Source organism: Streptomyces sp. NPDC002573 (assembly GCF_042889625.1).
GTDB lineage: Bacteria > Actinomycetota > Actinomycetes > Streptomycetales > Streptomycetaceae > Streptomyces > Streptomyces gibsoniae.
This window is the reverse complement of record NZ_JBIARC010000132.1, coordinates 1-11,887: the sequence shown is the minus strand read 5'-3', so window position 1 is coordinate 11,887 and position 11,887 is coordinate 1. Positions and strand designations below refer to the sequence as shown.

General features: G+C 66.9%; 13 protein-coding genes and 2 pseudogenes. 8 read left to right on the top strand and 7 right to left on the bottom strand.

Going from position 1 to position 11,887, the window contains the following annotated elements:
- Positions 1–94 precede the first annotated feature (94 nt).
- Positions 95–748 (bottom strand): TetR/AcrR family transcriptional regulator, encoded by a 654-nt coding sequence (locus tag ACFYX0_RS44570; protein WP_388980722.1) that lies wholly within the window; start codon positions 746–748, stop codon positions 95–97.
- A 100-nt stretch (positions 749–848) separates the two neighbouring features.
- Here ACFYX0_RS44570 and ACFYX0_RS44565 point away from each other — a divergent pair.
- Positions 849–1,886 (top strand): annotated as a pseudogene (locus ACFYX0_RS44565) (medium chain dehydrogenase/reductase family protein); the annotation flags it as partial.
- 126 nt (positions 1,887–2,012) lie between these two features.
- Here the strand turns inward: ACFYX0_RS44565 and ACFYX0_RS44560 are convergent.
- On the bottom strand, positions 2,013–2,843 hold the full coding sequence (locus ACFYX0_RS44560) for a helix-turn-helix transcriptional regulator (protein WP_388980719.1): 831 nt from the start codon (positions 2,841–2,843) through the stop codon (positions 2,013–2,015).
- 147 nt (positions 2,844–2,990) lie between these two features.
- On the opposite strand from ACFYX0_RS44560, the gene ACFYX0_RS44555 reads away from it, so the two are divergent.
- From ACFYX0_RS44555 to ACFYX0_RS44530, 6 genes and pseudogenes are all read left to right on the top strand, one after another.
- Complete coding sequence (locus ACFYX0_RS44555; RefSeq protein ID WP_388980726.1) at positions 2,991–3,791, top strand: NAD(P)-dependent oxidoreductase; 801 nt, start codon at positions 2,991–2,993, stop codon at positions 3,789–3,791.
- Between the two features lie 81 nt (positions 3,792–3,872).
- Positions 3,873–4,487, top strand: coding sequence for a nuclear transport factor 2 family protein (locus tag ACFYX0_RS44550; protein WP_388980717.1), 615 nt, complete (start codon positions 3,873–3,875; stop codon positions 4,485–4,487).
- Positions 4,484–5,263, top strand: a complete 780-nt coding sequence (locus ACFYX0_RS44545) for an SDR family NAD(P)-dependent oxidoreductase (RefSeq protein WP_388980714.1) — start codon at positions 4,484–4,486, stop codon at positions 5,261–5,263. Before ACFYX0_RS44550 ends, ACFYX0_RS44545 begins: the two co-directional genes overlap by 4 nt.
- A gap of 338 nt (positions 5,264–5,601) precedes the next feature.
- A pseudogene (locus ACFYX0_RS44540) lies at positions 5,602–5,691 on the top strand (oxidoreductase); the annotation flags it as partial.
- A 103-nt stretch (positions 5,692–5,794) separates the two neighbouring features.
- Complete coding sequence (locus ACFYX0_RS44535) at positions 5,795–6,079, top strand: SDR family NAD(P)-dependent oxidoreductase (RefSeq protein ID WP_388980711.1); 285 nt, start codon at positions 5,795–5,797, stop codon at positions 6,077–6,079.
- 46 nt (positions 6,080–6,125) lie between these two features.
- Complete coding sequence (locus tag ACFYX0_RS44530; RefSeq protein ID WP_388980708.1) at positions 6,126–6,311, top strand: SDR family oxidoreductase; 186 nt, start codon at positions 6,126–6,128, stop codon at positions 6,309–6,311.
- A gap of 133 nt (positions 6,312–6,444) precedes the next feature.
- Here ACFYX0_RS44530 and ACFYX0_RS44525 read toward each other — a convergent pair whose 3' ends face one another.
- From ACFYX0_RS44525 to ACFYX0_RS44505, 5 genes are all read right to left on the bottom strand, one after another.
- Positions 6,445–6,975, bottom strand: a complete 531-nt coding sequence (locus ACFYX0_RS44525) for a hypothetical protein (RefSeq protein WP_388980707.1) — start codon at positions 6,973–6,975, stop codon at positions 6,445–6,447.
- Positions 6,914–7,276: a helix-turn-helix domain-containing protein gene (locus ACFYX0_RS44520; RefSeq protein WP_388980705.1), complete on the bottom strand. Its 363-nt coding sequence runs from the start codon at positions 7,274–7,276 to the stop codon at positions 6,914–6,916. The genes ACFYX0_RS44525 and ACFYX0_RS44520 overlap by 62 nt, the downstream gene beginning before the upstream one ends.
- Before the next feature lie 806 nt (positions 7,277–8,082).
- The gene (locus ACFYX0_RS44515) at positions 8,083–9,141 is read right to left on the bottom strand and encodes a zinc-dependent alcohol dehydrogenase family protein (RefSeq protein WP_388980703.1); all 1,059 of its coding nucleotides are present in this window, start codon (positions 9,139–9,141) and stop codon (positions 8,083–8,085) included.
- 188 nt (positions 9,142–9,329) lie between these two features.
- Positions 9,330–9,755, bottom strand: a complete 426-nt coding sequence (locus ACFYX0_RS44510) for a nuclear transport factor 2 family protein (RefSeq protein WP_388980701.1) — start codon at positions 9,753–9,755, stop codon at positions 9,330–9,332.
- A 39-nt stretch (positions 9,756–9,794) separates the two neighbouring features.
- Positions 9,795–10,256: a hypothetical protein gene (locus ACFYX0_RS44505; protein ID WP_388980698.1), complete on the bottom strand. Its 462-nt coding sequence runs from the start codon at positions 10,254–10,256 to the stop codon at positions 9,795–9,797.
- Positions 10,257–10,388: 132 nt separating this feature from the next.
- On the opposite strand from ACFYX0_RS44505, the gene ACFYX0_RS44500 reads away from it, so the two are divergent.
- Positions 10,389–11,279 carry a LysR family transcriptional regulator gene (locus ACFYX0_RS44500; RefSeq protein WP_388980695.1) on the top strand — a complete coding sequence of 297 codons (891 nt, stop codon included), beginning with the start codon at positions 10,389–10,391 and terminating at the stop codon, positions 11,277–11,279.
- Positions 11,280–11,887: the final 608 nt, after the last annotated feature.

Below are 11,887 nucleotides of genomic sequence, written 5' to 3'. Positions count from 1 at the left end.
GAGGCCCCACTCGCATGCGCCCAGCGGTCAGCGACCACCCGATCGAGACTCCCGTTCGAAGCGCATCTCTCAAGATCGAAAAGACAACAGCTTCTTATGCGTCGTTGAGGTGAGCGAGCGTGGTGATGAGGCGTTCCGCGATGTCCGGCGGCCAGGGGAAGGTGACGGTCGCCGCCCGCTGGTGGGCGAGCCCGTGCAGGCCGAGCCAGAGGGCGACGGCGTCGGCGGTCAGGTCGGTACTGGTTGCGCAGCCCTCGGAGACGCAGTCGCCGAGAGCATCCACGAGCAGCGCCATGCTCGTACTGCCCAACGAGGACACGCCGCCTTCGGTCAGCGTGCTGTTGCCCAGATCGGGCATCCAGACTCCACCGAACATCGTGCGATAGCGGCCAGGGTGCTTGTCCGCGAAGCCCAAGTAGGCGCTACAGACGGCGAACAGCCGTCCTCTGGCGTCGCCGCGTGTGGCGTCCAGGGCACTGCGCAACTCAGTCTCGAGCATTGCGAAAGCCTGCTGCACGACGGCCACCATGATGCTCGGCTGGTCGGGGAAGTGGCGGTAGATCGAGGGAGCGGCCACCCCTGCACGGCGTGCGATGGATCGCAGGGTGACGCTGCCTTCGTCGCCGCTCTCCTCGAGTAGTTCGACCGCCGCGGCCACGATGTCGTCGCGCAGGCGGCCTCCCTCTCCGCGGCGGTTGCGAGTACGGGCGGTTCTCGGTGGGGCGGGTGTGGGCGTGTCTTCTCCCATGCCGTCATCTTACGCAGAAAAACTTACAGGCGTTCACGTTTGCGCCAACAAAGCTAACGCATGTAACCTTACTGGTAAGTGCTCGGACCTGGAGCCCGCCGTGAATGTCAGAGCCTTCACCACCACTGCCACCGAGATCCTCCTGCCCGGGAGGGTCGAGCCGAGCGGCCTCGAAGTCCGCGTCCGGGAACTTCCCGCCCCGGACGGGGGAAAGGTCGTTCTGCGGATGGACGCGACCGGCGTGTCCTTCGCCGAACAGTAGATGCGCCGCGGCAAGTACTACGACCAGCCACCTTTCCCCTTCGTCCCCGGATATGACGTGGTCGGCACGGTGACGGCCGTGGGCTCGAAAGCGGACGCCGCTCTGATAGGGCGCCGTTTCGCCGCGGTCACCAAGGTCGGAAGCTGGGCCATCCATCTGCTGCTCGACGCCGCGGATCTGGTGGCCGCGCCGGACGAGGTGAACGCCGCCTCCGCGGAGACCGTGGTGGTCAAGGGGATCACCGCCTGGCAGCTGCTGCACCGGACCGCCAAGGTGCGCTCCGGCGCGACGATCGTGGTTCTGGGCGCCAACGGTGGCGTCGGTTCCACCCTCGTGCAACTGGCCCGGTCCGCGGGCATCACCGTGATCGGTACGGCGTCGGCCCGTCATCACGGGGCCGTGCGCGAACTGGGTGCCACCCCTGTCGACTACCGCGACCCGGACATGTATCAGCGCATCCGCGAGATCGCGCCGGACGGCGTCGACGCGGTGTTCGACCACATCGGCGGGTCCGGCCTGAAGGAGTCGTGGCGGCTGCTGCGCCGGGGCGGAACGCTGGTGTCCTACGGTACGGCGGCCACGAAGAACGAGGACGGCAACTCCCAGCTGCCGGTGTTGCAGCTGTTCGCCCGGCTGGCGTTATGGAACTACCTGCCCAATGGCAAGGGCGCACACTTCTACAACTTCTGGGTCGGAAGGCGGCGCCTGGAGGCCTTCGGCAGTCGGCTGCGCGAGGACCTCACTCAGGTGCTTAGGCTACTGGCCGACGGTGTGCTCACCCCGCAGATCGCCGCTCAGTTCCCGCTGGCCGAGGCTGATGCGGCTCTGGCTCTTGCCGAGTCCCGGACCGTCGCCGGCAAGGTCGTCATCGTTCCGGACCTGCACCGGTCACGGTCAGGCCCTTCGGTTCACGGGTCCGATCGGCCAACGTGCCCGCCGACCGACCGCTGCCGTGGGTACGTCCGTACGCCTCATGGGGATGAGGGCTACGGCCTGGGGCGGTCATCCGGTAAGCAGCTGCGTCCCTATCACGGAAAGGAGCGCCAGGCGGTCGGCGTCTTCGGTGTCGGGCTGGGCTGTGTAGACCATGATGCGCAGGTCGCTGCCGCCGACGCTGAGGACGTCGCAGTCCAGAGTCAGTGCGCCGACATGGGGATGATCGATGGTCTTGCGACCGGCTTGGTGCTCGCCGACGGCGCCCGATTCCCACAGGTCGTTGAAGTGGGCGCTGCGGCGGCGTAGTTCGGCGATGAGGGACTGCAGGTTCGCATCGTCGGGATAACGGCCGGCGGTGCGGCGCAGGTCGGCCACAATCGCTGCCTGCAGTGCGCCTTTGGATTCGGGGGTGTGGCGTACGCGGCTGTCGGGGTTGAGGAAGTTGCGCCAGGCCCCGTTGAGGTCGTTGCCGTGCCATTCCCCCATGAGTGCCGTGTAGAGGGGGTTGGCGAGCAGCTGGTTCCAGGCGGCGTCGAAGACGGCGACGGGCGTGCCGGTCAGACGGTCCAGCATGCGGTGGACACCGGGGGTGATGTGCCTCGGGACCGTGCCGGGGCCCGGTGGGGCAAGGCCGGCCAGGCGGAACAGGTGTGCTCGTTCGTCCTGTGTGAGTCGTAGGGCGCGGGCCAGGGCTTCGACGATCTGGGGTGAGGGCTTGGTGGCGCGACCTTGTTCCAGCCGGATGATGTAGTCGGCGGAGATGCCGGCCAGCTGGGACAGTTCCTCGCGGCGGAGCCCGGCGGCGCGCCTGCGTCCTCCCGCGGACAGGCCGACGGCCTGGGGCGAGACGTGATCGCGCCAGTGGCGCAGGGCCGCGCCGAGTTCTGTGGTCGCCATGCCCTCGATTGTGGCAAGAGAGGCGTCTACCTGTCCTGGTACTGCCATTCCCAGGAAAACGGGTCTACTGCCTAAACAGGCGCTTCCTGTCGATCGTGGAGGCATGACAGAAGCACGAACACAGGAACGGCCCGTTGTGGGGTTCGGCTGGGTGACCAGGGCCTGCCCATGGCCACCGCGATCGCAGAAGCAGGGTTCCCCCTGCATGTCTGGGCCTGCAGCCCCGCCTCCCTGGACGGCCTCGGCAAGGTCCCTCACCAGCGGCACGACACGCTCGGTGAGCTGGCTGCCGCCTGCGAGAACATCATCTGCCTGTGCGTCCGCACCGATGACGACGTCCTGGAGCTGGCTGGCCAGCTGCTCGATGGACTGCGCCCCGGTACGGTCGTCGTCAACCACGACACCGGCCTGCCCGGCAACGCCGTGCGGCTGACCGAGCTGTGCGCGAAGGGCGATGTGGCGGTGTTGGACGCGCCGGTCAGTGGCGGCCGTCCGGCAGCACAGGAGTGCCGGCTGACCACGATGGTCGGCGGTCCGCAGTCCGAGGCCGAGCGCTGCACGCCCGTGTTCCAGTCCTTCTCCCGGCACGTGGTGCACCTCGGTGAGGCCGGCGCGGGGCAGACGGCGAAGCTGTTCAACAACGCGCTGCTGATGATGAACCAGGCAGCGATCGCGGAGATCGTCGAACTGGCCGTCGAGCTGCAGCTGGACCTCGGCCGACTGGTGGAGGTCCTCAAGCTGGGCAGTGCCGCCAGCGCAGCACTGTCCCTGCTGAACACCATGGTGCGGCCCGACAACGTCGCACACGTCTCCGGCGTGGAAGCGCTGGACATGGAGCTCTTCGCCCAGGCCGTGCGCGACGCTGGAGTCGACTCCACCGCCGTCACCGAGGGCGGCCTGGCCGGCGCGCACGGACTTACGCAGCTGCTGCACCGCCTCAACGCCTGAACGTCTCAACGCCTGAAACCGCGCCCCCCGCTCACCTCTTCTCTTCTGTTCTGTCAAGGAAGCCCCACGTCCTCTGATGACGTGACGCAGCTGGTGCTGCGCGAACGCCAGAGCCGGGACCGCGGCTGGTACGACGAGATGGCCGACTGCTTCGCCGACGACTCGATCGTCCAGATGAGCTGGTTCACCGGCAGTGGCGCCGACTTCGTACGCCAGACCCGCGCCATGGCCGGGCGCGGCGACTACGCGGTGCACCGGCTCAGCCCGCCTGCCGTCCGGATCGACGGTGACCGGGCTCTGGCCGAGCTGCCGCTGATCATCGAGTGGCGCATCGACATCGACGGTGTGGAGGCGGACCTGGCCTCCGCCTGTCGCTCGCAGTACCGAGCCGAGCGCGGCGCCGACGGCATCTGGCGCATCGCCCGGATCACCTCGATCTACGAGAAGGACACCCTCGTCCCGGTTCTGCCGGGCACCCGGCTCGCCGTCCACCCGGGCGAGCTGACCCGCTACCGGCCGTCCTACCGGTTCCTGGCCTGGTACCTGAACCGCAACGGCTACGCCGTCGGCGATCACCACCTCGGTGACGACCGGCCCGTGGCCGTCGCCGGGCGGTACCGCGCCGAGCACACCTGGCTCCACCAGAGCCCCGCCCCGGCCACTTCGGCCGGCACCCGAAAGGAACATCACTCATGAGCAAGCTCGCCCTCGTCACCGGCGCCACCTCCGGCATCGGCAAGGCATTCGCCGAACGTCTCGCCGCGGACGGCTACGACCTGATCATCGTCGGCCGCAACAAGGACTGCCTCGAGGAGTTCGCCGCCGAGCACGCCGGTGTCAAGGTCCGCACCGTCGCCGCCGACCTGTCCACCGACATCGGCGTCGACACCGTCGCCGAGATCTGCGCGAACGAGTCGCTGACCATGCTCGTCAACAACGCCGGCGTCGCCCACTACATGCCGCTGGCCGACCTGCCCGCCGACAAGGCCCGCGAACTCGTTCACGTCAAGGTGGTCGCCCCCACCATGCTCACCCGGGCCGCCGTCGCCGGCATGCAGGAACGCGGCGAAGGAAAGATCATCAATGTTGCCGGGATGATCGCTTTCAGCGGTCCCGCCGACAAGTCCGTCATGCCCCGTCGCGCCGTCTACGCAGGCTCCCTGGCCCACCTCGTCGCCATGTCCCAGACCCTCAGCGCCGAACTGGAGGACACCGGTGTCCAGGTCCAGGCGCTGTGCCCGGGCGTCGTCGCCACCGAATTCCACACGCGCCAGGGCCTCGACATGAGCGTCGTGCCCCGCATGTCCGCCGAGGACGTCGTCACCGCCGGCCTGCGCGGCCTCGAACTCGGCGAAGTGGTCTGCGCCCCGGGCGTCGAAGACGCCGGCCTCCTCGACGCTGTCTTCCAGGCCGACCTCGCTGCCTTCGGCGGACAGAGCCCCGAACTCGCCTCCCGCTACCGCGCCAACTGAACCAGCCCCATCGCACAGCCCCGGCCAGACGGCCGGGGCCGTGGAATTCCGGGCTCTGCCCGGAACAGCCTGTTCTCACGTTCCTGGCCAGCCGCCACAGATCCGGGACCAGCACGCGCGCCTGCGCGGGTGCGGTCGCGCGCGCACACGCCGCACAGCGCCCGCGTGGCCCCGCCTGGGTCGGCAGGGCCGGTAGCCGGCGTACGGGGGTCTGGCAGACCCCCGGTAGCGCTTGCCCCGGGGTGAAGCGGCCTCTACCTGGCCTTCTTCTCCTCTGGCCTCATGGAGGTGTCCCCGCTCCGGCCGTCAGGCCGAAAGATCCATCCAGAGGAAGAACCATGAGCAATCCCACCCCCGACAGCAAGATCGTCCTCATCACCGGCGCGTCCAGCGGAATCGGCGAGGCCACCGCTCGCCACCTGGCTGCTGCCGGCCACACCGTCGTCCTGGGCGCCCGCCGCGCGGACCGCCTCAAGCGACTGGCCATGGACCGACGAGGCCCAGATCGAGCATGCCGCCCAGGACGCGACCGTGGGCACCGGCCGCATGGACATCGCCTTGAACAACGCGGGCTACGACGGCGAGTACCAGCTCACCAAGGACTACTCCAGCCAGTTGCTCGACCGCATGATCGCACTCAACGTGCGTGGCATGTTCTTGTCGATGAAGCACGAGTTGCGGTACATGACGGCCCAGGGCTCCGGCACGATCGTGAACATGTCCTCCGGTGCCGGGTTGATCGGCGTCCCTGGGTTCTCTGGCTACGCCGCCACCAAGGCCGCTGAAATCGCCATGACCAAGAGTTCCGCTGCTTGAGGTCGCAGACCAGGGCATCCGCATCAACGCCGTCTGTCCCGGCCTGGTGGACACTCCGCTGATAGCGAATCTGGACCCTGAGCACCGGGCGTCGCTCGACGCCTCCGACCCCCTGGGCCGGATCGCCCGCGCCGAGGAAATCGCGGACGCGGTGGTCTGGCTCGCCTCCGACAAATCCAGCTTCGTCACCGGCATCGCCCTGCCCGTGGACGGCGGCTACAGCGTTCCGTAACCCAAACCACTCAGCCTGGACAACGCCGTCCCCTTCACATAAAGGACCAGGCGTCATCACATGTCGGGTCCCACGGGCCGGGAACCACGGCCCCACCCGGTAGGGGCCGGGGACCACCCGGCCCCTCACCAGGTCAGTCGACGAGCCGACGCAGGGCCTGCTGCGACGCCGACCCGGGCTCGACGGTATACAGACCAAGCGTCTGATCCGCCTCCCCCATGGGCGTGAACGCCTCGAAGCCGAGCGTCAGCTCCCCCACCAGCTGATGCTGATAACGCTTGACCCCATGTTTGGGCAAGAACACGTCGTGGTCCGCCCACCACCGGCGGAAATCCCGATCCGCCGCCGAAGGCGCTTCCACCAGCCGGGCCAGCTGTGGGTCATGCGGATGATGACTGGCATACAGGCGCAGCATGCCCACGATCTCCCGGGCCGTCTCGTGCCAGTCGACATACAGGTCACGGGCCGCCTCATGCAAGAACATGTACCGTGCCACGTTGCGCTCTTCGACCGGCAGGGCATCGAAATCGAGATACAAGGCACGGGCCGGACGATTGGTGGCCAAGACGTCCAGACGGTGCCCCAACAACAACGCCGGCACCTCACTGATGTTCTCCAAACACCCGGACAAGCCCGAGCCGCGCCTGCTGTTCTGCCACCGCACGCGGCGGTCTCCCGATCGGGTCAGCCAGCGCGAACAAGTGGTCCCGCTCCGCGTCGTCCAACTGCAAAGCCAGGGCCACACCCCGCGACACCGACTCGGAGACACTCCCGCTGCGCCCCCGCTCCAGTCGCACGTAGTAGTCGACGCTCACTCCGGCCAGTTGCGCCACCTCCTCACGCCGCAACCCCGGTACCCGACGCGCACCCGGCATCGGATGAATCCCCGCCTGCTCCGGCGTAAGACGAGCCCGCCGGGTCCGCAAAAACTCCCGAAGATCAGCCCGGGGCCCACGCTCACTCATGGATGCCACACTAGCTGCGCCCGTACCACACACCCTGCAACCCCAGCCCACGACCCCACACAATCGATCAAGCCCTCGCCGCCGCCAGGATCTGCGGCCGCCGTCGAACATGTAGCCACGGACCATCGGGTAGGACAGCCCGACACCCAAGGCGTGTCCAGGCAGTGCCGACTGTCAGGGAAGGCGCAGACCGCAGGGCACAGGCGGAGGCCGCTGCAAATCTGCCGGCGCCTCCTCGTGGCCGGTGAACGCTCCGCAGGCTGGGAGGAATCTCGTGAAGCGGGTGTTCGACCTGCCGGGGGCACCCTCGCACTCAATGCCTGGCCGACCGCGGCACCCCGAGCCTGCGGCTGAAGAGGTCCGCCGCCGAGATCTGGCAGGAGAAGCGGCGGCGCCGTGTCGAGAGGGTCTGTAGGGGAGCTCGCCAAACGGACGCCGTTTCGGAGGCTGTCTCGGCTGATGGGCCGTCAACCGGAAGATCCGTACCGGATTGAGTGAGCCCTCTCCTCGGGAAGCGTACGGTCGGAGCTCGAGCCCACCGTCCCGGCGCGAGAGTCCAGTGCACGTCACCGGAGTCGGGACAGATTTGCCATCTCTCGAGAACGCCGTGGTCCCTCAGGGATCCCAGAACGCCGAGGAGCTCGTGATCCGGGTATGCCGCAGTCACGTAGGACCCGGTCACCTTCGCGCATTCCGTCCGGGATGACTCCGGAACCTCCTGTGTGACGTCCGGCGGCGGCTTCGCGGAGGCCGTCGTCGCCTGTTCGGGCTGATGACCGCGCCGCCGGCACCGGCAGTGCTGCTTCCTACCTGTCGTCTTCTTCCCGGCCGTCATCGAAGACGAAGAGTGGCTTGGCGCCACGTGCGGGTGTTTCGGCGAGCGCGATGGCTTCAGTGAAGCGTTCGAGCGGGAACGGCTGGCCTTGGGGGATGCTCAGCACTTCATCAGCGACGAGACTGCGAACCTCGGACAGCGCGCGCAAGGCATCCGCAGGTGAGGCGGCGCCGAACCAGCGGTTCAGCCAGAAGCCACGGACTGCTTTGGTCTCGTAGATGACCGAGCGTGCCTGCAGCGGGATCGTCAGCGCTGCCGGGTCAGTCTGCCGATGGGTAGAGAGCGCGCCGTAGACCACGACTTCTCCTCCTGGAGCCAATGCCCGGGACACCTGGGCACCCACGTGGCCCGCGACACAGTCGATGGCCTTGCGCACGCCGGCCGGTCCTGCGATCTCAGCCACACGTTGCAACAAGTCCTCGTCCTCAGTGCAAATGACCTCGTCGCCACCAAGCGCTTTGATCTCCTCAACGGCATCGCGCCGCCGCACGACATTGATCGTGCGAATGCCCAGATGCCTGGACAGCTGAATGACGAGCCGACCGACGGTGGAGCCCGCGGCCGTCTGCAACAACCATTCACCCGGCTGTACGTCGAGTTCGCGAGTCACGAGGAGCAGTGCGGTCAACGGATTGACGGCGAGTTGACAGGCGCTGGAGTCGCTCAGACGGTCGGGGATCGGTAGGAGCCTTTGTGTATCGGCAACAAGGTATTCCTGCCAGGTGCCGGCCATATGGGGCCCGGGTACCGCCGGGACTGCAACGGCCACCACGCGATCGCCGATGTTCAGTCCCTCGGTATCCGAGCCCAGGGCCGCAATACGGCCCACGCATTCCATGTGACCGCCAACAGTCGGAAATTCGGGGGAGAAACCGTAGCGGCCACGCAGCACGTGCAGATCACTGGCGTGAATCGGAGTCGCCTTCACGCGGATCAGCGCCTGACCGGCTTCTGGCGTGGGAACAGGCCGGGATTCCAGTCGCAGGACATCGGTAGGCTCGCCGACCTTTTCGGCTACAAGTGCGCGCATGGATTTAGGCATGAGCGACCTTTCGTCTCTCAGTACCCGACGAACTCGGCGGGCGTTCTGAACAGAAATGGTGCTGGTGTCGACACCCTCGTCGGCGCCCAGGCTTCGGAGCCGTCCTTCTCAATGGAACCGGCCCGTGCGCAGAATGTCATCGGCGTCGGATCCTCTTTAGGCTTTTACCGACTAACTCACGAGGCCGCCGACGGATACACCTGAAGGCCGTCGATCGAGTCACGCCCCTTGGCGGTGTCCGCGTACAACCGGGCCTCGGTGATCAGCCCGTCGTTCACGGTGAACAGCAGACAGTGTTCATTTTCCATGGTGCGGCCGGACTTCGCCTTCGCCTTGGCTCTGACGGGAACCACCACATGCGACCCGGCGTCGAGCACGGTGTGTGCGTCGTAGTTGAAGGTCTCGTAGTAGTGGTCGTAGATATCCCGGTAGAAGGCGAGAAACCCTTCAGGTCCATGGAATGTTCCACCATAAGGCAGAGAGGTGGGGAAGTCGAAAATCACCTCGGGTGACATCAGGGCCACCAAGTCGGAGGAATCGTTCTCCTCGAATCCGGAATATGCTCTCCAGCAAGCATTCACGATTGCCTGATTCCGTGACATGTTTCCTCCATATGGCAGCAGAAATGAACGGGAATCCGTTCAGTCGCGGTCGGCACCCGACGGATCGGAATCCGCTGACGGGTCGGCGCAGTACTTGGCGTACGCTGTCCCGGCGAAGTGCTCGCCCAGCTTCCGGGAGAAGTACTGGAGCATCGGCAGCGGACGGTGGTTCATCACAAGATGCTGTGTCTTCCCCTCTTCGTTCTTATAGACGACAGCGATGTTGGCGATCGGCCTGCCGTCCACCGTCGCTGCGTAGTCCTCGACGAAGCCGTTGTCTCCGTACTTGCCGATGTAGATGAAGTCCTGGAATTCGTACAGAGTGCGTGCGTAGGACAGTATCGCGAGAACGTCCTTGGCTCCGTGGATGGTCCCGTTGAAGACCCCGGCCTCCAGCGTCACATCGTCGGCAAGATTGTCCAGCCAAGGGGGGTAGTAGTCCTTGCGCTGCCGCGCCGGGTCGCCGCTACCCAGATATGTCGGTGGCGTCTTGTAGGTCATCTTTCAGCCTCCTGTATCGGTTGAACTTCTAACAGAATCGCCGGACGCAACAGGCGCTGTCCAACGAAAGTCAGAGACTGCCGCCATCTCGCTGAGAGATACCTTGGGGGCTCGCTGAGGGATACTCGGAGGGTGGAACTGCGTCAGCTCGAGTACTTCGTGGCCGTCGCCGAGGAAGCGAGCTTCACCCGTGCCGCCTCACGGCTGCACGTCGTCCAGTCCGCCGTCTCCACAACAATCAAGAACCTCGAGCGAGAACTCGGCACACCGCTGCTGGAACGCACCCCCAAACGCGTGCTGCTCACCGATGCCGGTGCTGCCCTGCTTCCGCGCGCCCATGCCGCTCTCGACGCCACCCGGGAGGCCGCAGACGCGGTGGCCGAGGTCCGCGGCGGACTGCGCGGCACACTGCGGCTGGGTGCGATAACCACGGTCGGGCTCATCGACCTTCCCGTGTTCCTCGGTGAGTTCCACCGGCGTCATCCCGGTGTGTTCCTGCAGACCAGCGCCGCCCCCTCCGGCTCCCAGGGCCTGATCGAAGCCCTCCTCGAACGGCGGCTCGACCTCGCCTTCGTCTCGGGACCCGGACCGCGCCCGACAGGCATCACGCTGACCGACCTCGCCACCTCGGTGCTCGACCTCGTCGTGCCGGCCGACCATCCACTTGCGCAACGCCGCACCGTGTCGATCACTGAACTGGCCGGCCTGGACTTCGTCGACTTCCCCGTGGGCTACAGCAACCGGACCGTTGCCGACCGGGCCTTCGCCGCCGCCACAGTCCCCCATCGCGTCGCCATCGAGATAACCGACCTCACCACCGGCGTCGCCTACGTCCGAAACGGCTTGGGCGTGGCGCTGCTGCCACGGGTCGCGCTCGGCAAGGGGCAGGACGTTGCTACGCTGACCGTCGACGACGCCGACCTGGAATGGCAGTTCTCCCTGGCCGCTCCGTCGGAGCGCACGCCCGGTGCTGCGGCGCGTGCCATGATCGCGATGGCGCACGAGTTCCTCTGGCGAGGGTGAGTATCGCCTCAAAGAGCGCCGTCAGGCTGTCGGTTGGGTTGATGTCTGACGGTACGTCGAGGCACGGTGTGGCGGGGTTTAGGGCGGCCGTCCCGCGGAAGCCTTTGAGTCGGTTCAAGCAGCGCTCGATCGCGTTGCGTCGGCGGTAGGTCTCCCGGTCGTACGCCGGTGGTCGCCCGCCTCGGCGGCCGCGGTTGTGCCGATGCCGTCGCTGGTGTGTCTTCTCTGGGATGGTGTGCGCGATGCCGTGTTTGCACAGGTAAGCGGAACCCAGGGTTCCCGCCAAGGTCGCGCATGTGCCCAGGCCGTTGATGAGGCGGCGCGGCCCAGCACACTCGCTTCCCGGCGAGAGGCTGGCCGCCTTGATGGTGGCCCGCCTCGTGACGGGGGCGATCGCCCTCGAAGGAGGATGGCCGTTCGAAGCGTTCCCGAGTTATGTCGGTGGGGAAGCAGCTTGTCGGGCCACAGCATCTCCAGCAACTCCGGCCGGATGGCAGGCAGTCCGTGGTGCCGGGTGAGACATCCCATGGCGTAGGGGTGTCAAGCGGCGGTGGTGAGGGTTGCGTGGTGTGACCACGCTGTTGCCTCGTCGTAGAGGGTGCGGGTCT

Bases quoted from the DNA above. Each gene is read 5' to 3' on its own strand.
- ACFYX0_RS44570 (WP_388980722.1), bottom strand. From the start codon at position 748: ATGGGAGAAGACACGCCCACACCCGCCCCACCGAGAACCGCCCGTACT.
- ACFYX0_RS44560 (WP_388980719.1), bottom strand. From the start codon at position 2,843: ATGGCGACCACAGAACTCGGCGCGGCCCTGCGCCACTGGCGCGATCAC.
- ACFYX0_RS44545 (WP_388980714.1), top strand. From the start codon at position 4,484: ATGAGCAAGCTCGCCCTCGTCACCGGCGCCACCTCCGGCATCGGCAAG.
- ACFYX0_RS44520 (WP_388980705.1), bottom strand. From the start codon at position 7,276: ATGAGTGAGCGTGGGCCCCGGGCTGATCTTCGGGAGTTTTTGCGGACC.
- ACFYX0_RS44515 (WP_388980703.1), bottom strand. From the start codon at position 9,141: ATGCGCGCACTTGTAGCCGAAAAGGTCGGCGAGCCTACCGATGTCCTG.
- ACFYX0_RS44510 (WP_388980701.1), bottom strand. From the start codon at position 9,755: ATGTCACGGAATCAGGCAATCGTGAATGCTTGCTGGAGAGCATATTCC.
- ACFYX0_RS44505 (WP_388980698.1), bottom strand. From the start codon at position 10,256: ATGACCTACAAGACGCCACCGACATATCTGGGTAGCGGCGACCCGGCG.